Source organism: Clostridium vitabionis, from assembly GCF_015351765.1.
In the GTDB taxonomy this organism is placed as follows: Bacteria; Bacillota; Clostridia; order Lachnospirales; family Lachnospiraceae; genus Clostridium_R; species Clostridium_R vitabionis.
The window spans coordinates 361,249-387,053 of record NZ_JADKQA010000001.1 but is presented as its reverse complement, the minus strand read 5'-3'; the positions used below and the strand labels follow the sequence as shown (position 1 = coordinate 387,053).

The following is a 25,805-nucleotide window of genomic DNA, read 5'->3' as shown; positions in this document are numbered from 1 at the left end:
CCTCTTTAGCCTTAACGGCAATTCCGCCGGAACTCTAGTTTCTCCCCGGCGGCGCCCCTTTGCTGTTCTCATTCTTATAGGTCTTCCTGAGCTGTTCCCGGAGATCCTTCAGCGTATTGACGACCTTTTCATAGTCCATCCGTTTCGGTCCGATAATGCCGACCGTTCCGCGGAGGCCGTCTCCCAGGTCATAATTGGCGGTGACCACGCTGCAGTCCTTCATGGATTCCACCTGGTTCTCACTGCCGATATACACCTGGATCCCGTGCTCCGGATCCCCCGGTGTCACGGAATGATCCCCGTTCTCGGACTCACTTAAGAGCTCCTTCAGGTCATCCTTCTTCTCCAGGGTGCTGAGAATCTCTCTCGCCTGCTCCGTGTCGGACAGCTCCGGATATCGGAAAATATTCGTCGCGCCCTCCGTATAGATCTTCAGGTCCTCCTCATTTGACCGAATCGCCTCCGCGATCTCGTTGAGGACCATGTCAACAACCTCCCTGCGCTCACCTGCCTGGGATTTCATCCGGGAAATGACATCCAGGTTGATCTCCTCCATCGTGAGCCCGGTCAGGTTATTATTGAGCAGAATGTTCAGGTTCAGGATCTCCTCATCCGTCAGCAACGCTCCGACATTCACAATCTTGTTCTTGATAATATTCCCCTCAAGAACCGTGACCACGAGGAGCCTTCCTGTCTCCACCCGGGAGAGCTGGACGAACTTGAGCTTCGTGCGGTTCGTGTGGGGAGTACTCACCATCGTCGCGTAGTTGGTGCTCGCCGCAAGGATCTTCGCCATCTGCCGCAGCAGATCCTCAAGCCTGTCGACTCTCTGGATGACCATGCTGTTCGTTACCTCGCCGTCCGTCTTCACGAGGCTCGTCCCCGGCTGCCCGGCATCTCCGTTTTCCACGGTCTGGCTGTCAGCGCCCTGCGCCCCGGCCATGGCCGCGTCCTTTTCCCGGATGGCTTTCTCCTTCTCCCGGACGATCTCGTCTACATAAAAACGATACCCCTTATCTGAGGGGATCCGCCCGGAAGATGTGTGCGGCTGAATGATGTATCCCATCCGCTCAAGATCCGACATCTCATTCCGGATCGTCGCGGAGCTGAGCTTCAGGTCGGAATCTCTGGAGATCGTCCGCGAGCCGACCGGCTCACCCGTCTCAAGATAGGTCTGGATAATTGTATTCAGGATCTTGATTTTTCTCTCATCCAGTTCCATTCTTCCTCTCCTTTCCGCTCTCTGTTAGCACTCAGTTAATCGGAGTGCTAACATCCACAGTTCATAATATATGCCTACGAAACTTTTTTGTCAACAGGTTTGCGGAAAATTCCTGGAAAATCCGCTCTTGACTTTTAACAACTTTGTAATACAATGTGAATAATGTGAAACTTTTGAGACGCAATGGCAAATCTGAAAGCCGGAGCACCTGTCCCGGAGGCAGTTGAGCCCGGGACACATACCAGGAGTAAGGAATGCAAAACCATCTCAGGAGAAACTTAACAACCATCATGACAGCAGCGCTCATCGCCGCGTCCGCCCATGTGACGGCATTTGCGGCGCAGGCCACAGGCCCTGCCCTCGTCAGCGGGACAGAGGCTGCAGACGATATTTCCAAGAACGGCCCATCCCTCCGCATGAGCGCTTCGGTGGATCCCTCCGACGCGCCGGAGATGATCCGGACAAAAGACGGCCGGACGGCAAAGCTCGCCGGCATTTTCAAGACCACAGCCTACTGCTTCGAGGATGGCAATTCTTCGATGACCGCTTCAGGGAAGCAAGCCTCTGTCAGCCATACCGTTGCCGCGGACTTCAGCGTCCTCCCACAGGGGACGGAGATCGTCGTCGACGGCCAGGTATACAAGGTCGAGGACACCGGCGTCACGGGAAATGTCGTGGATTTCTATCTGGATTCCGCGGAGGCCTGTGAGGAGTACGGTGTGCAGTACAAAAACATCTATATTATTGAAGATTCAGGCCAGAAATCCGGAAATACCGGTGATGAAGCGCAGGGGCCGGGAAGAAAAAATTAAATTTTCAGAACAGTTCAGCGAAAGAGGCTGCGGCAATCCCATGATCATTCGTGAGATGCCACAGCCTCTTTTTGTGAAGATCACTGAACAGGCGCGAGCCCTGCGGGTGAAACGCAAGTTTCGCGCGAGCCAGGCGAATTTACTATATCATCCGTCCCCATTCAGACGTTCCGCGCCACCCCGAAGATGATCAGCGCGGCGATATACCCCCAAAGCAGCCACTGCTCCCATTGCGGCATGGCGCCCGCCCCGGAACCGGAGATCTCCCGGGAAAAGCTGCGGAAAATCTCCGCGATCAGGAACGGCAGCGTCAAAAGCAGAAAGGGATTGGCCTCCCAGGCTGCCGGAAAATCCAGCCGGGAAAGGGCAAGAACCATGTGCGTGACCCCGCAGCCCGGGCATTTCCACCCGGTGAGGAGGCGGAAAAGGCAGGGAATGCCGATTCCCGTGAGGCGAAGCCAGAGCAGGTACAGGAGCCCTGAAGACGCCAACGCCAGGGATTTTCCTGTTTTTTTCATCCTAGCGGGCATCACCGCGCAGCCGCCTTGTTGATGGTATCCTGGATGATCCCGAGAACCACAAAGATCATGCAGGCAAAGCCGGTTCCGCTGTAATTCTCATTCGTTGCCCAGTAGAGCACGCCGGACGCGAAAGCCCCCGCAAGCGGCAGGATCAGAAAGAGCAGGGCGCTGTTCCCGTTCGGACGGTTTTTCATCTCATCAACCCGCTCGCCCATCTTGTAGAGCCAGTACAGCTCATAGATCCCGCAGGTCAGGATGCTGAACAGGACAACCATGCCGCCGGAGGTCTCCTCGGGGCGGCGGACAAGCTCCTTCGTGTCGTCATTCATCTTCGCGATCCAGTAATACCGGTAAATCCCGCAGGTCAGAATGCTGAACAGGATACAGAGCGCGATATTTCTCGGCCTGATCGCCGGGCGCCACGAGCCGCCGTTCGGCGCACCGCCATAACCGGATTCGGTCTGCCACGAGCCGCCGTTCGGCGCACCGCCATAACCGGATTCGGTCTGCCCCGTGCCGCCAGAGCCGGCCTGCCACGAGCCGCCGGACGACGCAGAGGAACCTCCCGCCCCCGGACCAAAGTCCTGCCTCACCAGACGGGTTCCGCACTGGTGGCAGAACTTCTCCCCGTCATCACACGCCGCACCGCAATTCGGGCAATATTTCATGTCTCTCCTCCTGGATTATCGGGATCACTTCTCAACACATGACTGGAAAATGTAAAATTTCAGGTAATAGCTGTCGTCCGCGCCCCAGAGAATCGGATGATCCGGCGCCTGGGTGCGGAACTCGATCTGGCGCAGCCGGCGGTGGACGCTGCCCGCCGCTTCCGCGATGGTCTTCGTGAAAAGCTCCTGGGTCATAAAATGCGAGCAGGAGCAGGTGACAAGAAAGCCCCCGTCACGGACAAGGCGCAGCCCCGCCCGGTTAATCTCCCGATAGCCCCGGATCGCGTTTTTCGTCGCCTCCCGGGACTTTGTGAACGCCGGCGGGTCGAGAATCACCATGTCATAGCTCTCCCCGGCTGAGGCAAGCTTCGGCAGCTCGTCCAGCACATTCGCCACACGGAATTTCACCCGGCCATCGAGATGGTTCAGCCTCGCATTTTCCCGGGCCTCCTCGATCGCGAATTCGGAGATATCGAGCCCCGTCACCTCACGCGCACCGCCGAGCCCGGCATTCAGGGCAAATGTCCCCATGTGCGTGAAGCAGTCCAGCACCTTGAGCCCCCGCGCGAGCGGCTGGACTGCGCGCCGGTTGAGCTTCTGATCGAGGAAAAAGCCAGTCTTCTGCCCCTCGGCGACATCGACGATATAGCGGACCCCGTTCTCCGTGATCGGCACGCGGACATCGAAGGGATCCCCGATAAAGCCCTTCACCGGCGCCATCCCCTCCTTCCGGCGGACAGGCGCGTCCGATCGCTCATAGATGCCCCGGACCGAAATCCCGTCTTTTTTCAGGATGTCCCGGAGATCCTCGAGGATCAGCCCTTTCAGCCGGTCAATGCCGAGCGCCAGCGACTGCACGACCAGGACATCCTCATACTTGTCCACGACAAGCCCGGGCAGCCAGTCTGCCTCGCCGAAAATCACCCGGCAGGAGGAGGTATCGATGACCCTCTTCCGGTATTCCCAGGCATTTTTCACCCGCTCATAGAGAAAAGCCTCATCGACCGGCTCCTTTCTCCACCGCGACAGCATCCGGACACGGATCTTGGAGTGGCTGTTGTAAAAGCCATAGCCCATGAAAAACCCGTCGAAATCCCTGACGGAGATGATCTCCCCGTCAGAAAAATCCCCCTCGGTTTGTGCAATCTCATTGTCAAATATCCAGGCGCCGCCCGCTTTTACGGTCCTTCCCTCGCCCTTTTTCAGCACCACACAGCCTTCCGAAACCAGTCCCGCCATCCCGCAACTCCCTTTCCGATATAGTGATTGCTCCCAGTATAGCAGAAAATAGCCGCGCCATTCAATGCCCTGTCGCCAGGGCGCAGAAAAAAGCCCGGAACCTCCGGGGTGCCCCCACACCCCGGACAGATTCCGGACCCTCAACGCGCCGCGGACGTTCAGTCCTTGCCGCTCAGATATTCGTGAATGCCCTTCGCGCCGGCTCTTCCTGCCTGCATCGCCAGGATTACCGTGGCCGCGCCGGTCACCGCGTCGCCGCCGGCAAATACGCCCGGCCGGCTGGTCGCGCCGGTTTCCTCGTCCGCGACGATACACCTCTTCCGGTTGGTCTCGATGCCGTGGCTGGTCTTCGCGATCAGCGGGTTCGGTGAGGTGCCGAGCGCCATGATCACCGCGTCGCACTCGATCTCGTACTCCGACCCCGGAATCTCCACCGGCCTGCGGCGTCCGGACTCATCGGGCTCGCCGAGCTCCATCTTGATCACGCGGATCCCACGCACCCAGCCTTTGTCATCGGTCAGGATTTCCACTGGATTGGTCAGCAGCTGGAAAATGATCCCCTCCTGCTTCGCGTGCTCAACCTCCTCCGCTCTCGCCGGAAGCTCCGCCTCACTGCGACGGTACACAATATGCGTCTCGGCGCCGAGACGGAGCGCCGTTCTCGCCGCATCCATCGCCACGTTGCCGCCGCCGACAACCACGCACTTCTTCGGCCGCATGATCGGCGTATCATACTCGTCCAGCCATGCCCGCATCAGGTTATTTCTCGTCAGATACTCATTGGCGGAGAAGACGCCGTTCGCATTCTCCCCCGGAATATTCATAAAGCGCGGGAGGCCGGCGCCGCTTCCGATAAATACCGCGTCAAAGCCCTCCCGGTCAAGCAGGTCGTCGATCGTCATCGCCTTGCCGATCACGACATCGGTCTCGATCTTCACGCCGAGCTTCGTCACATCCTCGATCTCCGGGAGGACAACGCGGGATTTCGGCAGACGAAACTCCGGGATGCCATAGGTCAGGACGCCGCCGGGCTGGTGCAGCGCCTCAAAGATCGTCACATCGTAGCCGAGCTTCGCGAGGTCGCCGGCGCAAGAAAGGCCGGAAGGACCGGCCCCGATAACCGCAACCCTTTTCCCGTTTGCCGGAGCTTTCTCCGCCGCAATGCCGCCCTGCGCCCGGGCGGTATCCGCCACAAAGCGCTCCAGCTTGCCGATGGATACCGGCTCACCCTTGAAGCCGCGGATGCATTTGCCTTCGCACTGGGTCTCCTGCGGGCAGACACGGCCGCAAATCGCCGGAAGACAGGAATCCTTTGCGATAATCTTCGCCGCCTCAGTGTAATTGCCCGCCTTCACCTCCTGGATAAACGCCGGGATATTGATATTCACCGGACAGCCCTTGATACACTGCGCGTTTTTGCAGTTGAGGCAGCGTGTGGCTTCCGCCTGCGCCTCCTCCGCGTTATAGCCGAGGCAGACCTCCTCAAAATTCGTGGAGCGGGCCTTCGGATCCTGCTCCCTGACCGGAACCTTCTTTAATACATCGATTTTATTCTCCATTTTCGCATCCTCCGATCATCCGCACTGGCCGCATCCGCCGTGGTGAGTGTCGCCCTCCTGAAGCTTCAGCATCGCCCTGCCTTCCTCCGTCTTGTACAGGGTCTGGCGCTTCATCGCCTCGTCGAAGTTTACGGCATGGCCGTCAAATTCCGGCCCGTCCACGCAGGCGAACTTCACCTCGCCGCCAACCGTGACGCGGCAGGCGCCGCACATGCCGGTACCATCCACCATGATCGGGTTCAGGCTGACGATCGTCGGAATGCCGAGTTCCTTCGTCGTCAGGCAGGCAAACTTCATCATGATCATCGGGCCGATCGCAACGCAGACATCGTAGTGCTTTCCCTGGTTTTTCACCAGATCATTGATCACCGCGGTGACCATGCCGTGAAAGCCGAAGGAGCCGTCATCCGTGCAGATATAGAGGTTGCCGGCAACCTTCTCCATCTCCTCGGTGAGAATCAGCAGGTCCTTCGTCTTCGAACCGATGATCACGTCCACATCGATCCCGTGCTCGTGCATCCATTTCACCTGCGGATAAACCGGGGCCGCGCCAAGGCCGCCGCCGACAAAGAGATACTTTTTTTTCTTCAGGGTTTCCAGGTCCATCTTGACAAATTCGGACGGATTGCCCAGAGGGCCGACAACATCGGCAAAGGACTCTCCTGCCTTGATCCAGCTCATCTTTGTGGTGGAATAGCCAACCGTCTGCCATACGAGGTAAATTGTCCCGGCTTCCCGGTCATAATCGCAGATCGTGAGCGGAATACGCTCCCCGGTTTCATCCAGACGGACAATGACAAATTCGCCGGGGCTGCATGCCCGGGCGATGCGGGGTGCCTCAACGGTCGCGGCAAAAATCCGGTCCGCGAGCTTCTCCGCCTTCAACACTTTAAACATAAGTTTCCTCCCGTTTTTTGAAACTGACAGTCAAACGATAATTGCTAAAATGCCCTGATCAACATTGTAGCATTTTGTTGAAATTGACGCAACAATCTCTGTTTATTCGCATAATACCTATATTTTATTTGCTATAATTTATCTTTATCTGCATCTGTTCAGCACACGCAGGGGAAGCTTCGCGAGATGCGGAGTTCTGAACAGATGTCTTTATTCGCACAGCAAAACGGCTGCTTGCAGACGATTTTGTATAAAAAGACCGCCATGCCCTCCCGGGGGAAAGCACAGCGGCCTCATCACCTTATCCTGCATTCACAGGTTAGTCAACCGGCTTGAACTCATCCTTGCCGGCACCGCAGATCGGGCATACCCAGTCTGCCGGAAGATCCTCGAACGCCGTTCCCGGAGCAACACCGTTATCCGGGTCGCCGACAGCCGGATCATAAACATAGCCGCAGGGGCCGCACTCATACTTCTTCATTGCACAATCCTCCTTTTTCGTCCACATCGGGGTACTTATCTCCAACCTCACGCTTCGGAAGCCTCCGGCTTCTCGCCGAGAATCAGCTCCCTCGCGTAGGGAAGCGAGCGAATCCAGTCGCAATAGGTATGCCATTCCGCCAGCTTATGATCCTTCCTGGCATAATAAATGTTGATCAGCGTCTCATAGTTGAGCGTGCAGGTTCTCGTCTGGTTGTAGCTCTCCGGGAGCAGCTGGATCAGGTCATACCAGTCATCTTTGCTCCTGGTTTCCAGGTAATGCTTCCGGATCTCCTCAAGCTTCCCGACCACCGTCTCCATATACGCCTTCGTCGCCGGCGTCATGTGGTCGGTGCTGAAATCTACCAGGGAAAATTCCTTTGCCGCGATCTTGTGCATCGTGCTGGTCGAGTTGGCCACCGTAGCTACCTTGTAGGTATCGTACTCCTTCCACCAGTAAATCGGCGCGGTCACATCCGCCGCCACAAAAACCATACGGAGGAACTTCCGGTGGTCAGAGCCTGCCGTCCGGAGCCGGAAGGCGAGATCCAGATCCTTCGGGCCGAGCACATAGCTGCCGTCCGGGGCGTAATAGGAATCTGACCGCGCCCAGCTGTTCATCGGGTTTCTTGCCCCATGCATGGCCATGTCCAGATTCATTACTTTTGTCTTCTCAATGCAGATCATAGATTTCCTTTCCGGCAAAAATACGCTACAATGGGCTGAGTTTCAACCATTATATCACAACCGGAGGGGTGCGCAAACATGAAAAACAGGAAAGCTTCCGAAAACCGTCATTTTTCCCTGATCGCCATCGCCGACAAAAACTGGGCAATCGGCCGCGGCGGGCATCAGCTGGTCTCCATCTCGCAGGACCGGGCGATGTTCCGCGAGGCGACGATGGGGCGCATCGTCGTGATGGGCCGGCGGACCTGGGACTCCCTGGACATCCGCCCGCTGGAAAGCAGGTTCAACGTCGTCCTCAGCCGGGATCCGGATTTTACCGCAAAGGGAGGGTTCACAGCCCGATCCGTGGACGAAGCGCTCGCCGAAATCGACCGGCTTCTCGGGGAGAACCGGCTCGAGGACACCGACGTCATCGTGATCGGCGGCGGTGCCATCTACCGGGCATTTCTCCCCTACTGCGCGCAGGCGCTCATCACCGCTGTCGACTACGCCTACGACGCGGACACCGACATGCCCGACCTGGACGCCCTCGGCTGGAAAATGACCAGCGAATCCGACGAGCAGACCGCCTTTGACCTCATCTACCATTACCGCCTCTACGAGCGTCCGGAGGACTGATCCTGCTGTTCAGCCGGCAAAGTAAAGCCCGTCAAAGATTTCCTCCACATCGGTGCCCCCGATCGTGACCGGCCAGCTCGCCCTGTCATCGACCGTCACGGCGGCAAATGTCCCATCCGCCCGCTCCAGGATGACGCGGTTCTTCTCATCCGTGGCGCGGCGCTTCACCGTCTCCCCGGCAGGGATCTCCACGGCCTCCCCGGTATTCTCATAGCTCACGCTGCCCCGGGCGTTCCTCGCCTCGGCGCGATCCCCGGACAGCGGCTTTTTCAGCGTGAGGGCATCATTATCCTCTGTATACAGGTAGTCTTCCTCTTTCGCCAGGATTTCCCCGCTGGACGGATCCAGGCAGTAATCCCGGTAGACCGTGGCGGTTCCCAGCATCTGGGAAATCGTATTCAGCCGGAAATTCTCCGGGTCGGTAAGCACCGGGCCGCCGTCCTCATCGAGGCTCTCCGGCGTGCCCTCCGCCCTGCCGATGAATGCTCCCGCATTTTCCGGGTCATACGTCTGGAAAATGCAGGCGTCGTTCGCCGCGTGAAGCGTCAGGCAGAGAACGGATTTTCCCGGCTTTACGCGCGCGACGGCGGCGTCAAGCCCGTAGAAGCCGAGCTCCTCGATATTTTCGAGCCCGAAGGATCTGTCGCCGATCAGGAGCGCCGGCGCGTAGACATCCCCATCCTCGTCCAGCTTGTACTTTACGCTGAGCCCGCTGAGCTTCCTCCTGCTCACAAAATGCCCATACGCGCTCTCGGGTCCTGCCCCGGAGAGTGTGCAGTCTAGATCCTCCACCCAGCGGTCCGTCGTATTTTTTGCCCGGTCCGTGAAGACCTCCGGATGATCCGAGAAGGCGAGGAAAAACGGGATCGACGTCTCCCCGCGCCCGGCGAAGGTGAAAGATTTCCCCGTATTCAGGTAACAATACATGCCCTCGTGCCCGGCAGTGAAGGAAAATTCCGCCGTACTCGGCGCACTGCCGTCACCGATCAGGCGATCCAGCTCCGCGGAAAGCTGTCCATCGCCGCTGTCACAGCCGAGAGCTTCCGCCGCCTTCTCCAGATAGAGACCGCGGAATGTACCGAGATCCGCGACAAAATCGCGCAGGGTGAGGTTCTCCCCGGTCTCCGGGTCCAGATTCACTCCGATCTTTGTATCTGCCGTTTCCATCTGGCTGTCATCATTTCCCCGCTTCTGGAGATGCTGCTGGAAGCTTACGGTATTGGTATCTGTCCGGATCAGGAAGACCTTTCCCGTCGCGCATAGCCCACCGATATCCTCCAGGTCGTCCGGATCCATGGCCTTCGCCGTGCTTCCGAGCTCCTCAAGGTTCCGCTCCGCATTTTCCCTGAGATCATGCCCGGAAGCGAGAAGCGCCGAGGCAAGGCCCGGATAGCGTCCGGCCATTCCCGGATCCTGCGGAATCAGCTCGTCATAGTCTCCGTACAGCCAGACTGAATCGAGCAGCTCCTCAGCATCCAGATTTACTGTCTTTTTCCCGAGCGGGATCAGCTGGGGATGGGCAGCGCGCCGTTCTTCCGCTTCCCCGCCGTCCGCATGGGAAATGTCCGGCTCGGAGGAACCTTCCGCAGCGGCCGCTTCCTCTGCAGTTTCTGTGCGCAAAGCCTCCGCGCCGCTCCCGCCCGATGTCCGGGCACCCCTGTTCCCGCAGCCTGCCGCCGCGGCCAGGACGCCGAACAGCGCAGCGGTGAGAAACCATGCTGTCCTCTTTTTCCAGTTTGCCATGGGCTGCCCCCTTTCCTGATCGATCCTTCCACCTGTTCCGGTATCCCGGATCTCGTTATCTCAGTGCTTCCGCACATTCCGGTAGTCCCGGATCTCGTCGAAGAGCTCCCGCTCTCTTCCCATCCTCTCCGCGTTCCCGGCAATCACAAAGGTACCGGCATCGAGGGCGGCGGCAAGGGCATCCGCGGCGGCTTCACGGTCAGCCAGCGATGCGCGCCTGATGTCCCTCGTCATCCGGCCGATCTTCTCCCCGTCCGCTCCGCCGATTTTCCGCCAGATGGCCGCGGCGGCCCTGGTGAGCGGCCCCGCGGGCGGCGTCGCCATCCCGTAGGCCTGCAGAATATAGCCGCGCAGCTCGCTCTCCGCCATCTCCATGTGCCGGAGCTCATCCGGCAGGGCCCTGACCGCCCGGAGGGAATCCCCGACCGCCGGGTCGGAGGAGGAATAGAGGCTGATGAGGTCTCTCGGAATATTGAAGGAAAATCCGCCGCTGTACGCCCCGTTCTTAAACCTGAGCTCAGGAATCAGGAAGCGGTTCGACGCCGCGGCAAAGAGTGGAAGATAGCGCCCCCGCATCCCGGGGATGTCCCGGAGATTCGCCCGGAAGGAAAGGCTCTGCAGCGGGGAATCCAGGAAAATCCCGGAAACCCCGCGCCTTGGCAGGAGGAAACGCTCCGGGGCGAACGGCCTCGGCACCGTCTCCGCGGGCGGGAGCTTCCCGAGAATCCGGAACGCCGTCTCGGTCATTTTCCCGAGATCCTCCTTTCCGGCGGTGAGAATCACCGTAAGGCCGCTCCTGGTGAGCACGCGGCGAAGGATCGGGCGGATCAGCACGCCGAAATTCTCCGTATCCGCCGATTCCAGAAGATAGCGGTAAAAATCCGGGCCGTCCACCGCGTAGGCGAAGCCGCTCCCCACCGTCAGCTGCGCGTCGGCAAGCCCCTTCGCCTCGGCAAGCGGATCGCTCTTCGCATGGTTATAGTCCTCCCGGTATTTGCCGGCCGCAAGCCTGAGCTCCTCACGGTTCTCCCAGCGCGTCTCCTTGAGGATCTCCAGCACAAGCTCGAGGGAAGCCGCAAAATCCTCCCCGGTCCCGGTCCAGCTTACGCAGAGCATCGGATGGCAGAATTCCCCGGCATCCGTCTCCGGACAGCGGAGATCCATGTAAAAGTCATTCAGAAATTCGGAAATCCGGTTGCTCACCTCCGCGCGGGAATAGTGCCCGGCCGCGAGATCGCCGAACACCATGAGCGCAAGGTTAAGCGGCCAAAGCTCTTCCGCGGTAAGCCGAGAGAGGTCAAAGCAGAGCGACACCGCCGCCGCGCCGCGGATTTGGCCGTCCGCGGAAAATACCGTGATGCCGTCCCGGTCTTCCCGGAACACCTCCTCCGCGGGCACAGGTTCCGGAAGATGCTCAGCCGGGATCGTGAATCCGGAGCCGTGCACCTCCGCCTGGTTCCAGCGGTCGAATTCGCGGGTCTTCCGGATCAGTGCCCGGACCTTCTCCCGGCTCATCCGCGACTTCTCCCTTCGAAGAACCTCCGCCCTCTCCTCCGCAAGATGCTCGGCCAGCCCCTCTTTCGGCGCGCCGTAGGCAGTCACCGTCCGCCCGGCCCTGAGCAGGCGGCCGGCCAGCTGCTGAAAAATCTTTCCGCCGTCCCCACGCAGCCGCCGGAGCGCCTCCTCCCGCACCGCATGTGCGTCCGTCCGCTCGGTGGATGCCCAGAAACAGCATACGCTCTCCGCCGCATCGACCGCATTCCCCGTCTGATTCTCCTGGAGTTTCTGATCCAGGCCGAGGCTTTTTAAGACGATCCGCAAAAGCTCCGGATCCACGCCGTTTTTCTCCGTCTCCTCGAGGGTTTCCATAACCGTGCGGACAAATTTTTCCTTCTCGCCCTGCTCCGTATCGTAAAGCCAGACCGACAGGACATCCGCCGGATAGCCGTCCGCGATGTCCGTCTCCCAGTCCGCTGTGCTGAGAAAGCCATTTTCGGCACATTTTTTCCCGAACACCGAGCCATCCTCGTTCAGAATATCGCAGAGCGCCGCGATCTCCTGCTTCTCCACATCGGTAAAGCCGGTAAGGTCTGCCGCCCAGACGATCACCCCCGACCGGTCCGTGTCGTCCCCCAAAAACGCGGGAACAGGCACCGTGATCTCGAGCTTCTCCGGGGGAAAATGCGGCACTGCAGGAATCCGGACCGCCTCCCCGGGGCGCGGCGCTTCTTCCCGGTTTTCGGCTGCCTCCCCGGGGCGCGGCGCTTCTTCCCGGTTTTCGGTTGCCTCCCTGGGGCGCGGCCCCCTCCCGAGGTACTCCCGGTCAAGAAAAGCCAGCATCGTTCTCCAGTCCCAGTGTCCGTAGAGGACAATCAGGGCATTATCAAAACGGTAATATTTCCGGAAAACCTCCCGGACATGATCCAAGGTCAGCTTCTCCCACTCCCGGTAGCAGCAGCCGACACCGCGAGCCGCCGTGCTTCCGGGGTAGAGCGCCTCCATGAGCGCCCCAAAGGTCACCCGCTCCGTGTCCGTCATGTAGTCGAGATCCTCATGGAAAACGACGCCGGAGAGCGTGACCGGATCTTCCGGCGCCCGCAGCTCACGGCGGACGCCCTCCCGGAGAAAGTAATTCTCCTCCGTGAGGACCGACGGGCGGGTCAGGCAGCTGAGATAGACGTCAGCCATCTTCATGAGCTGCTCCTGGCTCCGCGATGCCAGCTGGTAAATGGTCACCGCGGGAAAGGTCTCGGCGTTGAGGAAGGTGCTGTAGGTCTGCCCTTCCATATCAAAGAAAATATCCCGGCTGCGGTATTTTTCCGAGGATGCGGTCACCGCGTGCTCCAGCACGTGGGCCGCGTCGGAATTGTCCGCCTGCGGTACCCGGTAAGCGATGCTCATCCCCAGATTATCCTCACCATTTTCCATCAGATACAGGGCAAGACCGCTGATCTCATGCCGGAATCGGGCTGTCCTTGCCTCAGGAAAATCGGTTTTTCCCGTCTCCTCAAGGCGGAACCCGGAAAAATCCTCAAAATCGCTGAAAATATCTGGCATTATTCACAAAACCTCTCTTCTTTGCCGGAGATGGCCGAAAAATCCCTCTGCTCTCTCCTATGCAATGATCATACCATGGAACGGAATTTTCCGAAACTGTTCAGCCCCCGCATCTCGCGAAGCTTTGCTTCGCTCGATGTGGGGGTGGCCGAGCGCCTGCGGCGCTTGGCTGCATGCTGGGGGATAACCCGCAAAGCCGTCCGCAAGCTGCCGGTTTGCGGGTTATCCCCCAGCATGCACTGAACATATCCATTTTCCTGAACGGGAGATCAAAAAATCCCTGTCCGCGGCAGAGAGTTTCCAGTATAATAATATCTGTCCCGCACGCGCCCGAGGCGTCCCAAAATGCCGCCTGCGGAAAGAAGAAGCCCCGCGCATTTCCCGGATTCCGCGTGTGAGGACAGTGCGGCGATGAAGCTGCAAAGGAAGGAGAAAATTCATGAGTTTAAACAGCACACCGAACGCGGATCGCGTTCATATCGGCCTCTTCGGCAAGCGGAATGCCGGGAAATCCAGCCTGATCAACGCCATCACCGGCCAGGATCTCGCTGTCGTCTCCGAGATTTCCGGCACGACCACGGACCCGGTCTCCAAGGCGATGGAGATTCTTCCCCTGGGACCCGTCCTCCTCATCGACACCCCGGGACTTGATGATACCGGCGAGCTCGGCGCCCTGCGGGTGAAAAAGAGCTGGCAGGTTCTCAATAAGACCGACATCGCCATGCTGGTCGTGGACGAGCGGGCCGGTCTCTCCGCGGAGGATCAGGCGATCCTGGCGCGGATCCGCCAGAAAGAAATCCCCTGCGTGGTTGTGCTGAATAAGGATGACCTGGTTTCCCCTGCGGAAGATGCGGGCGCCGCGCCTGCCTGCCCGGCGCCCGGGGACGGAAGTGCTCCGGCATCTGCGGGCGAAAGTGCCCAAGCGCCTTCGTCAAGCCAGAGGCCCGAAACCGGGCTGCCCGGCACTGCCTTTCCGGTGATCCGGGTCAGTGCCGCGACCGGATACCACATCCGCGAGCTCCGGGAGTTGCTCGCGACCCTGGTCCCTGTGCCCGATGAGAAGTTCCGCATCGTCCGCGACCTGCTCTCCCCCGGGGACTTCGCCGTGCTCGTCGTCCCCATCGACAAGGCCGCGCCGAAGGGACGCCTCATCCTGCCCCAGCAGCAGACGATCCGCGATGTCCTCGAAGCTGACGCATCCGCGGTCGTCTGCAAAGAATATGAGCTCCGGGAAACCCTGGACAATCTGGCAAAGAAGCCGAAAATCGTCATCACCGACAGTCAGGTCTTCGCCAAGGTCTCGGCGGACACCCCGAAGGATATCCTCCTGACCTCCTTCTCGATCCTGATGGCGAGAAATAAAGGCATCCTCGAGGATGCCGTAAGAGGCGTCACCGCGCTTGACCACCTCCGGGACGGGGACAAGGTGCTCATCGGCGAGGGCTGCACTCACCACCGCCAGTGCGACGACATCGGGAGTGTCAAGCTTCCGCGCTGGATCCGGGATTACACCGGCGTTGACCCAGAGTTTGTCTTCACGAGCGGCACGGAATTCCCAGACGACCTTACTCCCTACCGGCTGATCGTCCACTGCGGTGGCTGTATGCTGAATGAGCGGGAAATGAAATACCGTATGGCCTGTGCGAAGGACGCCGGCATCCCCATCACAAACTACGGCATCCTGATCGCGTACATGCAGGGCATCCTCGCGCGGAGCATCGAGGCCTTCCCGTCGATCGCGATGCTGCTTGCGCAGGGCTGACCGCGGAGGCAAACCGGGAGGCCAGTCGCCTCCCCCCGCCGCCAAAGAGGGCGCGATCCCTGCCGCCTGTGACGAAATCCTCGCGGAGCCGGAATGGCTCGCAGGGGCATTTCCCGCCGACGACCTTCAGGGCAGCTCAGCCCTCCAGGTATCCCCGGAGCATGGCAAGACTCTCCTCAGCATCCTCCGGCTTTTCTTTATGAAATTCCATCAACAGGACACCATCAAACCCGCTCTCCCGGACAGCGCGGCACACCTTTTCAAAATCAATCCCGGACTTCATCGGAGGAAGCCGCTTTTCCCCGCTGATATCGATCTGCGGAACCATTTTCCCATAGCGGAGGATCGCCTCCGGAATACACTCTCCTTCATTATAGATATGCAGGGTGTCGAGGTACATGTAAAGGTTCGGTGACCCGATCTTCCGGATCAGCGCGAGGATCGCCTCCGGATCATTGAAGACATCGCTCTCCTTGTGGTCAATCCACTCCAGAATCACCGGCACTTTCCGCAGATCCGCAAAAGCCATCAGCTCCCGCAGGCTTTTTTCAAACTGCTCGTCATAAACCTCCCTGGAAGAAGCATCCCGGTACCAGCCGCGGACTGCGCCGACAATCAGCTGCGCGCCGCCGAGCTCGGCGCACATCTCTGCGAGTGCTTTCATCCGCTCCACCGCGCCCTGCCGGAGTTCCTCCCGCTCACAGCCGAGACCGAGCCCGTCCATCGTGTAGACCGTCCCGGTCGCAAGGCCGGTCACCTGGATCCTGGTCTCCCTGCTGAGCTTTTTCAGTTTCTCCAGCGAATAATCCCCTGGCGTGCGGATTGTGAGCTGGATGCCCGTATAGCCCGCCTTCTCAGCCTTACGAAAAATCTCCTCCTCCGTCCCCTGGAACATCGCAATCCCGCAAGGGATCGTCTCTCTGGTCACAACTGTCGAATAGATCATCCGTCCGTCCTCTCCTTTCCCCGATAGAACAGCGCGACAGTTCCCGGCCCTGTATGGCAGCTGATCGTCGGCCCGATTGGGAAAATCCGAACCTTGCCCTTAAGCGCGGGAAATGTCTCTTCAACGAGCTCCCGCACGGCCTCCGCATCCTCAAAGCACTCCGAATGGCTGATATAGCAGGGGCCGCTGTAGGCGGTGCCATTTTCCGCAAGGTTTTTCATGATCTCCACCGTACGCCGGATCACCGCCTTCTTCGACCGGACTTTCTCACGCGGAGAGAGGCCGCCCTTGCTGTTCACGTCCAGCAGCGGGCAGATATTCATCACCTTCCCGATAAATCCCGCCGTCCGGGACACCCTGCCTCCGCGGATAAAAAAGGTGAGGTCCGAAGTAAAAAACCAGTGCTGGATATGCAGCTTCTCCTCTTCCAGGATATCCCTGGCTTCCCCGATGGATTTCCCCGCATCACGGAGATCGGCGGCCATCTCTACCAGCATGCCGTAGCCGGAGGAAGCGCAGAGGGAATCCACGACGAAGATCTTCCGGCCAGGGAATTCCTCTGCCAGATCCTCCGCCGCGATCCGCGCCGAATTGACGGTGCCGGAAATCCCGCTGGAGAGGGCAATATGGAGGACATCCTTTCCCGCTTCAAGGAACGGCCGGAACAGTTCCTCATACTCCCCGATGCTGACCTGGGATGTCTTCGTGTCCTCACCGGCCAGCATGCGGCGGTAAATCTCCTTTGTCGCGATAGAACGGCCAAAATCGTCTGTATAGGTATCATTTCCCACCGACAGGTGAAAACAAGCCCAGGAAACCTCTCTCTCCCGCAGACGCTCCGCGGTGAGATCAACCGTGGAGCAGCAGGTAATCTGGTAATCTGACATGGATGTTATCTCCTTCCGATCATGAATTCGGATCTATCATCTGGTTTTTAAAACTATATTCCATCCTCATCATACTTTCTCCGGCAAAAAAAGACAAGGAGTTTATGGACATCGGGAAAATCATTGTTCAGTAACCCATACCGTTCCGCAGGCAGCCACTCCACTAAACTCGGACCGCGCTTACGCTTGTCCTCGTTAAGTGGCTGGTTATTGCTAAGTGCTCTGCTAAAGCAAATTTGCTAAGCTCGGACTGCGCTTTCGCTTGTTCTCACCAAGCAAATTTGCATAGCTCGCACTAAGCTCGCGCTTCGCCCGCCGGGCTCGCGCCCCGCTCCGCGGATAGCCACTCCACTAAACTCGGACCGCGCTTTCGCTTGTCCTCGTTAAGTGGCTGGTTATTGCTAAGTGCTCTGCTAAAAAAAGGGCCAGCCGAAGCTGACCCCGATATCATCACTGGCCTGCCGTCAGGTTAAGGTGACGGTCTCCAGGTCATCCGGAACATAAAGACTTCCAGAAAAATACTGTTTTCCTTCTGCAAGATAGAGCTTCTTCCGCTCCCCGTAGGTGCCATCCTCCGTGTGATAGAGCAGCAGGTTCTCCACCCCGAGCTTAGCCCCAAGCTCCGCCGCATCCTTCACCGTGGAATGGTGTTTTTCATACGGATGGTAAATCTCTGCCTGCCCATCCAGACAGAATGCCTCATGGAGAAGCCATGTGCTTCCCGCGGCGTATTTTCGTCCCGGCTCCCCGCAGGGCTCGTCGCCGCAGCAGGTAAGGCGTTTCCCGTCTCCAAGGTCAAGGCAGTAGCCATACTGCTTCGCCTTGGTGGAGCCGATATCGAAAAACGTAACCTTCTGCCCGCTGATTTCCCGGGTTTCACCGTCATGCACTTCGACGAGATGGAGGCGGTCATCGACAAACCGGTTCTCCTTTTTCTTGAGCAGCTTTCCTGCCAGCTCCCGGAGAAGGGCGATCACCTCATCGTGGGCGTAAATATTTGCCTCGCCAAGATAAGTTCCTTCATTCATGAACTCGCAGATCATCCGCATCATCCAGATAATCCCCAGGAGATGGTCGATATGGCGGTGGGTGACGATGATCTCCCGCATATCCTCCCAGCGGTAACCGGCGAGCTCAAGCTGCCGAAGAAGTCCGTTGCCGCCGCCCCCATCCACGAGGATGGTTCTGCCCGCATCATCGAGGACATAACAGGTGTTGTAATATTTCGTGACCAGGGCATTGCCTGTGCCGAGCATTGTTATCTTCATGAATTTTCCTCTGGTATCAGGGTACTTTCGTCAGATCACCCGCCGGATGGCCTTGATCGGCTTATACGTAGCCGAACTCACGCAGATGCCATAGCTTCTTCCCAGGGCGCTGAGCATCTGCCCGCCGCCAAGGTAAAGACCGGTGTGCCCGGAATACACCAGGATATCGCCGGGCCGCGCTTCCGCGAGGCTGGCTACCGGGGTTCCCTGGCTAATCATGCTCTGTGAGTAGTGCGGCAGGGAAATGCCGAAATTCGCATAGACACTCATGACAAATCCCGAGCAGTCCGTGCCGTTTGTCAGGCTCGAGCCGCCCCAGCGGTACGGATTGCCGATAAACTGCGAGGCATATTCGATCACCTGCTCGCCCATCGGCGTCTCCGCCGCATGGGCGGTGCGCGCGCCAAACGCCAGCTGGCACGCAAAGACAAGGGCTGCCGTCACCAGGAACATTTTCACTTTACGGATTATGGTCTCTTTCGTGGTTTCTTTCGCATTGCCTGCGGTCATTGCATCACCTCGTTACAAATTTGTTCTTGAATTGTTACGATAGTGTTACATTACCGCAGAAATATGTCTAAATTATGAACAATCCGTGATAAAAGTGTTTAATCCATAAATATTCACAGATTCTGTGACCTGGCTCTATGAGATTTGTGCAGAATGACGGCATTTTCCGCTCATTTTCCATTTCCGGGAATATGCAGCCGGCCTTTCCCGATCTCCGGGATCCCCCGTCAGCTGTCTTTTCTCCCGATCTCCGGGATGACCGCAAAGAAGGTCAGCGGATCCGGCCCGGGATTCTGGACGCTATGGCTGTGTCCCTCCGGACAGTAGTGGCACTGGCCGGGTTCCGCGTACTCGACGCCGTCGTCCATCAGGATCTTTGCCTTCCCCGAGACAAAAAAGATGATCTCGGAATTGCCCTCATGGCGGTGATAGCCTACGGTCGCCCCCGGCTCCAGCGTATTATAGACGATCTTGTTCTGCCCGTCATTAAACGTCACATTCCGCAGGGACTTCTCCCCACCCTTCATGTTGTGGACGATCTTGCTCTCGCCGTTTTTCATCTCCAGAATCATCTCGTTCTCCTCCTTTGCTCGATAGTGCGCAGTCTTCCTGTCAGGGCTATTTTACCATAACTTCCGCCGGCGGAAAACCGCCGCGCAGCGGGAGCCGCTTGTAGCCGTTCCTCATATCAGCGCCCGACGCCGGACGCATCTGCCGCACAGCGCAAAACCGCCGCGCTCCACAGAGCGCGGCGGCAGATTCACCGGTACATGTCCTCCAGCGTCACCAAGCGGACACCGGGCTCCGCCGGAAGATCCGGCGAAAAGCCGGACAGGGAGAACAGGAGGAAATCCTTCACCTGGTAAGGCCGGATGAGTCCCGCACGGTGCTTCAGCGTGGCCAGCTCCCTTGCCCCCACCTTCTCCCTCTTGAATTTGCACTCCCCGGCCACCGCGGTTTTCGAGGAATCGTCTATGCCAACCACGTCAATGTCCGCAGGCTCCCGCTTTTTGGCGTCCATCCCCCGACATTTTCCAACATCCGTAATAAACAATTCTCCGGAGAAATCCATGAGATGATTCCAGAGATACTGCCGGCAGATCCCCTCAAACTCGCTTTCCATATAATTGTGGAGCGAGGGCTTTACCCTCTGGCGGAAATACTCCGCGCCATAGCCGCGCTCTACGGCATTCGCCGCGGAGGCCACATAGGCAAACCAGAAGCGGAACATGCCGTCCTGCAGGACATACTGGGTGTAGCGCTTATTCTGCTGGCGGGGAACCGGCACATCCTTCCGGACAATCCGGATCCGGAGCAGGCGGCGGAGCATCTGCGAGATGAGGGCGGTATCCATGTGTGTTTTCTGCGACATCTCCGAAACCTGGACGGCTCCGCCGGCGACCGCCTGGAGCAGGGTATTATATGCTGCCACATTCCTGAATTCCTGCTGCAGCAGATTTCCCGGCTCCTCGAAGAAAAACCCGGCATCATCAAAGAACAATGCAATGATATTGTCCTCTAAACTCTTCCCCGGATCGAGCATAGACAAATATTTCGGGATTCCTCCGGTGATCCCATAACTGAGTGCCTTGTTCTCCGGGCTGTAATCTGGCACAAATTCCGCGGCTGCCCGGTAGTCGAAGGGCTGGATATCCATCTGCGCAGTGCACCGCCCATACAGGGGGCTTTTCTCACTCAGAACCTCATCCTCCATCATGCTGATCGAGGAGCCGCACAGGATCAGCATGATGCCGCTGCGCAGCCATTCCTGATCGATGACCTTCTGCAGGACAGAGGTGATCCCTGCCACCACCTCCAGCAGATAGGGAAATTCGTCCAGGACAACGACCAGCCTCTCCGAACGTGCCATGCCGGTCAGGGAGTGGAATGCTTCCGGATAGCCGGAAAAACTGGCGCCCATGCCGTCGATCCCGGAACCCGCGAGAATGGCCCGGCTCAGGCCGGCCAGATTATCTCCCGCCGAGGTTCTTGTCGCCATATAAAAAATGCTTCTCTTATCCCGGGTAAATTCATTCAGAAGCGTCGTCTTGCCGACACGGCGGCGGCCGTACATGACAACCATCTGAAAGCCTGGCTGATGATAAAGGGCATCCAGCTGCCCGAGCTCTTTCTCCCGACCGATAAACTTCATCCTTTTCCACTTTCTGCCCGGGCTGCATTTTCCGTGAAGGCAGCCGTCCCAAAACGCATTTTACTAATTCATAACTTACTAATTTATGTATTAGTATAATTGAAATTCGCCCGTCTGTCAACGCAGATGCGCCCGCGGTTCGACGAAAAACCGCCGCGCAGCGGGAGCCGCTTGTAGCCGTTCCTCCTATCAGCGCCCAACGCCGGACGCATCTGCCGCACAGCGCAAAACCGCCGCGCTCCAGGGAGCGCGGCGGCAGTTTCTTCAGAAAAGTTGGGATTTCGCAGCACGGGAACATATACCGCGGGACTGACCATCAGAACTTCACGACACCGATCAGGGTGGCAAAAATCAATGAAAGGATACTCATCGGCCACATAAACCGGAGGGAATACTTGATGTGCTCGCCGACGGACTCGTTGCAGATACCGAGGCCGACATAGACGGAAGCAACCGTCGGGCTGATGAACGTACCATAGGTAGCGGTCAGCAGCATGGCAGCGGCGACAGCTCTCGGGTCAACGCCCAGCGGGACAACGGCAGCCAGGACAACCGGCAGCAGCCCGTAATAGAAGGCGTCGGTACCGATCATCATCATGATCGGAACGGAGAACAGGGACAGGAACCAGTGCAGGTGAGACGATACGAAGGACGGCACCGAGTTCGTGATGAGGGTAGCCATGAAATCTACCATCGAGGTGTTATCCACATAAGCCAGCTTTTCTGCCGCCGGATCGATCACCGCGTTCTGGGTCAGGATGCCGACAAATACGCCTACCGCGAACAGGGTCATGCACATCTGCATGGCGTTGACGCCGAGTTCCTTGATCTTCTTCTTCTGGTCAGCGGTCTTCGGAAGGTTCGCAACCAGGGCGATGGAAAAGGCAACCATGAAGAGGTAGTACTGCGGAAGGCCGATATCCTTGAAGAGGCATACCAGGAGGATGATGGTCAGAATGGCGTTGAAGGTGTACTTGCCCTTGCTGACCTCCAGCTTGGTCTTCTTCTCTTCCTCTTTCTCACCTGCCGTCTCCACGACCAGGGCACCGGCGCCATGCTTCTTCTCCACGCGGGAGACAAGGACGGCGGTGAGGAAAGCTGTGAAGATCAGGAACAGCCAGCACGGAAGCATGTACGTGAACTGGGAGCCGGCCTCATAGGTCTCAAAACCGGGCTGGGTGGCGATCATCGCCGAAGCGCGGAGCGTCGGGCCTGCCCATGGCATGATGTTCATCGCGGAAGCCGTGATGGCGATCGTGCACATCAGGGCCTGCGGACGGACACCGATCTTTTTGCAGATTGGCATGAACGCGGTGGCGCCGATCAGGAAGGTCGTCGCGCCGGAGCCGTCCAGATGAGCAACCATGGAAACCAGCACGATCACGACAAACAGGGCGGTAAGGCTCTTGCCGATCTTGCCGACCAGGGCGTTGATAATCGGGTCAAACAGTCCCGCCTCATCCATCAGTGTGAAGTACGCGATGGAGAAAACAAACAGGACCGCGGTGTTGATCATCGTCTTCTCACCGGCATTGATGGCCGTCTTGATCAGGCTCGGGCTGTAGCCGGCGGCGATGGCCGCGATCAGCGGAAGAACAATAAAGGTTACCGGCGGAGCAAACTGCTCGCGAACCAGCAGAACCATAAGGACAATTACCAGGATGAAACCGATAATTGCCAGCCTCATAGCATAAGCATCCATGAATTTCCCCCTCCTAAGGGACAATAAAGGTTACCTGGAGAGCGCAGCCGCGCTCAGGCAAGCGATCTCGGGCATTCCTGCCCGACCATCCGCCGGCTGCCATTCCCGAACAGCACGGGGATTAACGGCGCCGGACCTGTTCCCCGGGATCCGGCACCGGTCACTTCAAAAATCCTTCAAAATATCAGTCGGCAAAGGTGAACGGCTTAACCTGGCGCACGACATCCATGATGGAGCCGTCTCTCGCCTCGATGATGCCGACCACACGGTCGCCGAACTGCACCTTCTGCGGCTCGCCGGTGATGCTGTAGGCGATGTCGCGGAGCTCCTCGATGGACTTGAGCGGAAGATCTGTATCCTTCAGGGCATCGATGAGATCCTGGCGTTTCGGATTGATGGCAATACCGTAATCGGTGACCACGACATCGACCGTCTCCCCCGGCGTCGTCACTGTGGTGACGTCGGAGCAGATCGCCGGGATACGTCCCTGGAGCAGCGGGGCAATCACAATCGTGCATTTCGCGCCAGCCGCCGTATCCGGATGGCCGCCCTGCGCGCCGGTGATGACGCCGTCAGAACCGACAACCACGTTGCAGTTAAAGTGGACATCCACCTCAAGGGCCGCCAGGATGACATAATCCAGTTTGTTGACAAATGCGCCCTTGTTGAACGGATCCGCGTACTCGCCGGCCGTGATGTAGTAGTGGTTCGGGTTATTGTTATTCTCCACCGCGAAGGTGTCGAAATCCTGGGTGTCGCAGAGCTTCCCAACAAGGCCCTCATCGAGAAGGTCGCACATCGGCTTGGACATGCCGCCGATGCCGACGCCCATTTTGATTCCCCTCTCGCGCATGATCTTCGCGAGGGACAGGGTGGAGGCAATCGAAGCACCGCCGACACCGGTCTGATAGGTGAATCCGTCCTTGAACCACGGGGTATTCACAACAACCTGGGTCGTGTACTCCGCCATCAGCAGTTTCCGCATATCCGTGGTCGGCTTAGCTGCGCCGGTCGCGATCTTCGCCGGATCACCAATCGAGTCGACGACAACAACATAGTCGACATCCGACATCGAAATCTGTGCCGGATAGTTCGGGAACGGGACAAGGGTGTCCGTCACCGCAACCACATGATCCGCGTACTGCGCGTCAACCGCCGCATAGGAGAGAACGCCGCAGTTTGCCTTCCCGCGCATGCCGGAAAGGTTGCCATACTCATCGGCGGAGGAGGCACCGATAAATGCGATGTCGATGTGGGTCTCCCCGCTCTCGATTGCTCTCACGCGCCCGCCGTGAGAGCGCATGATCGCGAGCTTCTTGAGCTTTCCCGCTGAGATCGCCTCACCGATCTTGCCACGGACGCCGGACGACTCGATGCCGACGATGGTGCCGTCCTCAATGTAGGGGACAATGGCATTGTTCTGCTTGCCCATGGAGCTCGCGCAGATCGTGATGTCGCGGATGCCCATGTTGTGGACTTCCTCCATCACCATGTTGAGGATCTTGTCGCCCTCGCGGAAGTGATGATGGAAGCTGAGCGTCATGCCGTCACGGATACCGCATTTCACCAGGGCATCGTGAATATTGTCCAGAAGCTTGCTGTCGTTCGGATTCAGCACCGGGCGGCACTTCGGTGCGGCTTTCTTATACTCGACGCCGTCATAGTGAAAAGCGCCCTGGAATACCTCTTTTCCGGTCTCCTTAAGGATTTCCTCCGGAATCTCCCTGCCAACTGCGTTGATCATATTATAATTCCCCCTTATATACGCCGGATGCCTTGGCCAGATCGATCGTTCTCTTTGCACCGTCATAGAAGGCGATGTCGATCATCTTGCCGTCTACGGTAAATACGCCGATGCCCTGTGCCTTCTTGGAATCAATCTCGCGCACAACCTTCTCCGCGAAAATGATATCCTTCTGGGTCGGTGTGAAGATCTCATGGACAATGTTGATCTGACGAGGGTTGATGATGGACTTGCCGTCGAAGCCCATATCGTGAATCTTCTGGACATCCTCGCGGAAGCCATCCATATCATCCAGGTTGGTCCAGACGGTATCGAAGCACTGCACGCCGGCCGCGCGGGCAGCAATGATCATCTGCTGTCTGGCGCCCATGAGCTCAACGCCGGTGCCGGTGATATGGGTCTGGAGATCCTTGGTGTAATCGCCGCCGGAGAGGGCGATACCGATCATGCGGTCGGAAGCCTCGCAGACCTCAAGGGCGTTCAGCACGCCGCGGCAGGATTCGAGCGCGGCCATGAGGAGTGTGCTGCCCACCGGGCGCCCGAACTCTTTCTCCGCCTTCTCCACCTCAGCTTCAACCGCCTTTACCATCTCCGCGGTCTCGGTCTTCGGGATACGGATGACGTCGCAGCCGCCCGCGACGCAGACGCGGATATCTTCCTTCCAGAAGGAGGTATCCAGGCCGTTAATGCGGACAACGCGCTCGCAGCCGCGGTAATCAATCGTCTTCAGCGCGTGATAGAGGGAAAACCTCGCCGCGTCCTTCTGATTCTCGGCAACGGCATCCTCCAGATCCAGCATGATGGAATCCGGTTTGTAAATGTAGGGATCCTTGATCAGGGACGGTTTCTGGGCATTCAGAAACAACATGGTTCTTCTCAGACGTTTTTTATTCGGGTTGCTCATCGAATCGCACCTCCCCACGGTAAATTATCGTACTGATCAACCGAGCGGTATACCGCACCCTCGATGCGTGCCTTAATCGTGCAGTCGAGCGCGCCCTTATCGACGATCGAGATGCGGACATTGTCAACGCCGAGATTCTCGAGCGTCTCCAGCGCAACCTTCCGGATCTCATTGCCGAACTGGTGTGCCACCGCGCTGTCCAGGGTGAAATCCACCTTGCCGTCACCCGGTTCAACCGTTACCATGCAGTCGCTGGATTCCAGCGTGCCCGCAACAGCAGGTTTCTTGATCTCCATAAGATGCCTCCTTTTGCAGCAACCCAACAGAAATTGATGTAATTTGGTGATTTTTTTGTGCAATATAACTTTTAATTGCCGCAAAAACCCCGCCTCTATGTGAGAATATTACCATAGAAAACCGCTCAGCC

General features: G+C 58.2%; 23 protein-coding genes. 3 read left to right on the top strand and 20 right to left on the bottom strand.

What is annotated here, in order from left to right; translation table 11 throughout:
- Positions 1–34 precede the first annotated feature (34 nt).
- Positions 35–1,222, bottom strand: coding sequence for an HrcA family transcriptional regulator (locus ISF27_RS01685; RefSeq protein ID WP_194608520.1), 1,188 nt, complete (start codon positions 1,220–1,222; stop codon positions 35–37).
- A gap of 254 nt (positions 1,223–1,476) precedes the next feature.
- Between ISF27_RS01685 and ISF27_RS01680 the strand changes: the two genes are divergently transcribed.
- The gene (locus ISF27_RS01680) at positions 1,477–2,034 is read left to right on the top strand and encodes a 3D domain-containing protein (protein ID WP_194608518.1); all 558 of its coding nucleotides are present in this window, start codon (positions 1,477–1,479) and stop codon (positions 2,032–2,034) included.
- Between the two features lie 161 nt (positions 2,035–2,195).
- Here the strand turns inward: ISF27_RS01680 and ISF27_RS01675 are convergent, their stop codons facing one another.
- The 7 genes from ISF27_RS01675 to ISF27_RS01645 all read right to left on the bottom strand — a co-directional run bounded on the left by ISF27_RS01675 (position 2,196) and on the right by ISF27_RS01645 (position 8,085).
- Entirely contained in the window at positions 2,196–2,552 is a 357-nt protein-coding gene (locus tag ISF27_RS01675) for a DUF2752 domain-containing protein (RefSeq protein WP_235985985.1), read from the bottom strand.
- Positions 2,553–2,563: 11 nt separating this feature from the next.
- Positions 2,564–3,223: a DUF4234 domain-containing protein gene (locus ISF27_RS01670; RefSeq protein WP_194608514.1), complete on the bottom strand. Its 660-nt coding sequence runs from the start codon at positions 3,221–3,223 to the stop codon at positions 2,564–2,566.
- 24 nt (positions 3,224–3,247) lie between these two features.
- A complete protein-coding gene (locus ISF27_RS01665) occupies positions 3,248–4,462 on the bottom strand; it encodes a class I SAM-dependent rRNA methyltransferase (protein ID WP_194608512.1) in 1,215 nt (404 codons plus the stop codon).
- Between the two features lie 158 nt (positions 4,463–4,620).
- Complete coding sequence (gltA, locus tag ISF27_RS01660) at positions 4,621–6,021, bottom strand: NADPH-dependent glutamate synthase (RefSeq protein WP_207727362.1); 1,401 nt, start codon at positions 6,019–6,021, stop codon at positions 4,621–4,623.
- A gap of 15 nt (positions 6,022–6,036) precedes the next feature.
- Entirely contained in the window at positions 6,037–6,918 is an 882-nt protein-coding gene (locus ISF27_RS01655; RefSeq protein WP_194608510.1) for a sulfide/dihydroorotate dehydrogenase-like FAD/NAD-binding protein, read from the bottom strand.
- 319 nt (positions 6,919–7,237) lie between these two features.
- Complete coding sequence (gene rd, locus ISF27_RS01650) at positions 7,238–7,399, bottom strand: rubredoxin (protein WP_194608508.1); 162 nt, start codon at positions 7,397–7,399, stop codon at positions 7,238–7,240.
- Between the two features lie 47 nt (positions 7,400–7,446).
- On the bottom strand, positions 7,447–8,085 hold the full coding sequence (locus ISF27_RS01645; RefSeq protein ID WP_194608506.1) for a hypothetical protein: 639 nt from the start codon (positions 8,083–8,085) through the stop codon (positions 7,447–7,449).
- A 78-nt stretch (positions 8,086–8,163) separates the two neighbouring features.
- Between ISF27_RS01645 and ISF27_RS01640 the strand changes: the two genes are divergently transcribed.
- Positions 8,164–8,703: a dihydrofolate reductase gene (locus ISF27_RS01640; protein WP_194608504.1), complete on the top strand. Its 540-nt coding sequence runs from the start codon at positions 8,164–8,166 to the stop codon at positions 8,701–8,703.
- Positions 8,704–8,712: 9 nt separating this feature from the next.
- Here the strand turns inward: ISF27_RS01640 and ISF27_RS01635 are convergent, their stop codons facing one another.
- On the bottom strand, positions 8,713–10,446 hold the full coding sequence (locus ISF27_RS01635; protein ID WP_194608502.1) for a hypothetical protein: 1,734 nt from the start codon (positions 10,444–10,446) through the stop codon (positions 8,713–8,715).
- Between the two features lie 60 nt (positions 10,447–10,506).
- A complete protein-coding gene (locus ISF27_RS01630) occupies positions 10,507–13,503 on the bottom strand; it encodes an insulinase family protein (RefSeq protein ID WP_194608501.1) in 2,997 nt (998 codons plus the stop codon).
- A 439-nt stretch (positions 13,504–13,942) separates the two neighbouring features.
- On the opposite strand from ISF27_RS01630, the gene hydF reads away from it, so the two are divergent.
- Entirely contained in the window at positions 13,943–15,265 is a 1,323-nt protein-coding gene (hydF, locus tag ISF27_RS01625) for a [FeFe] hydrogenase H-cluster maturation GTPase HydF (RefSeq protein ID WP_194608499.1), read from the top strand.
- A gap of 136 nt (positions 15,266–15,401) precedes the next feature.
- On the opposite strand, the gene ISF27_RS01620 is transcribed toward hydF, so the two are convergent.
- The 10 genes from ISF27_RS01620 to citD all read right to left on the bottom strand — a co-directional run bounded on the left by ISF27_RS01620 (position 15,402) and on the right by citD (position 25,674).
- Positions 15,402–16,211, bottom strand: coding sequence for a sugar phosphate isomerase/epimerase family protein (locus ISF27_RS01620; RefSeq protein ID WP_194608498.1), 810 nt, complete (start codon positions 16,209–16,211; stop codon positions 15,402–15,404).
- Complete coding sequence (locus ISF27_RS01615; protein WP_194608496.1) at positions 16,208–17,098, bottom strand: DegV family protein; 891 nt, start codon at positions 17,096–17,098, stop codon at positions 16,208–16,210. The genes ISF27_RS01620 and ISF27_RS01615 overlap by 4 nt, the downstream gene beginning before the upstream one ends.
- Positions 17,099–17,562: 464 nt before the next feature.
- The gene (locus ISF27_RS01610; RefSeq protein ID WP_194608494.1) at positions 17,563–18,366 is read right to left on the bottom strand and encodes an MBL fold metallo-hydrolase; all 804 of its coding nucleotides are present in this window, start codon (positions 18,364–18,366) and stop codon (positions 17,563–17,565) included.
- Between the two features lie 30 nt (positions 18,367–18,396).
- Positions 18,397–18,876 (bottom strand): C40 family peptidase, encoded by a 480-nt coding sequence (locus ISF27_RS01605; RefSeq protein ID WP_194608492.1) that lies wholly within the window; start codon positions 18,874–18,876, stop codon positions 18,397–18,399.
- A gap of 227 nt (positions 18,877–19,103) precedes the next feature.
- A complete protein-coding gene (locus tag ISF27_RS01600; protein WP_194608490.1) occupies positions 19,104–19,448 on the bottom strand; it encodes a cupin domain-containing protein in 345 nt (114 codons plus the stop codon).
- Positions 19,449–19,636: 188 nt separating this feature from the next.
- Positions 19,637–21,028 (bottom strand): ATP-binding protein, encoded by a 1,392-nt coding sequence (locus ISF27_RS01595; RefSeq protein WP_194608488.1) that lies wholly within the window; start codon positions 21,026–21,028, stop codon positions 19,637–19,639.
- 316 nt (positions 21,029–21,344) lie between these two features.
- Positions 21,345–22,730 carry an SLC13 family permease gene (locus tag ISF27_RS01590; protein WP_235985984.1) on the bottom strand — a complete coding sequence of 462 codons (1,386 nt, stop codon included), beginning with the start codon at positions 22,728–22,730 and terminating at the stop codon, positions 21,345–21,347.
- Positions 22,731–22,914: 184 nt separating this feature from the next.
- Positions 22,915–24,474, bottom strand: coding sequence for a citrate lyase subunit alpha (citF, locus tag ISF27_RS01585; protein ID WP_194608486.1), 1,560 nt, complete (start codon positions 24,472–24,474; stop codon positions 22,915–22,917).
- Position 24,475: 1 nt separating this feature from the next.
- Positions 24,476–25,378, bottom strand: coding sequence for an aldolase/citrate lyase family protein (locus ISF27_RS01580; RefSeq protein ID WP_194608484.1), 903 nt, complete (start codon positions 25,376–25,378; stop codon positions 24,476–24,478).
- Complete coding sequence (citD, locus tag ISF27_RS01575) at positions 25,375–25,674, bottom strand: citrate lyase acyl carrier protein (protein ID WP_194608482.1); 300 nt, start codon at positions 25,672–25,674, stop codon at positions 25,375–25,377. The genes ISF27_RS01580 and citD overlap by 4 nt, the downstream gene beginning before the upstream one ends.
- Between the last annotated feature and the right edge of the window lie 131 nt (positions 25,675–25,805).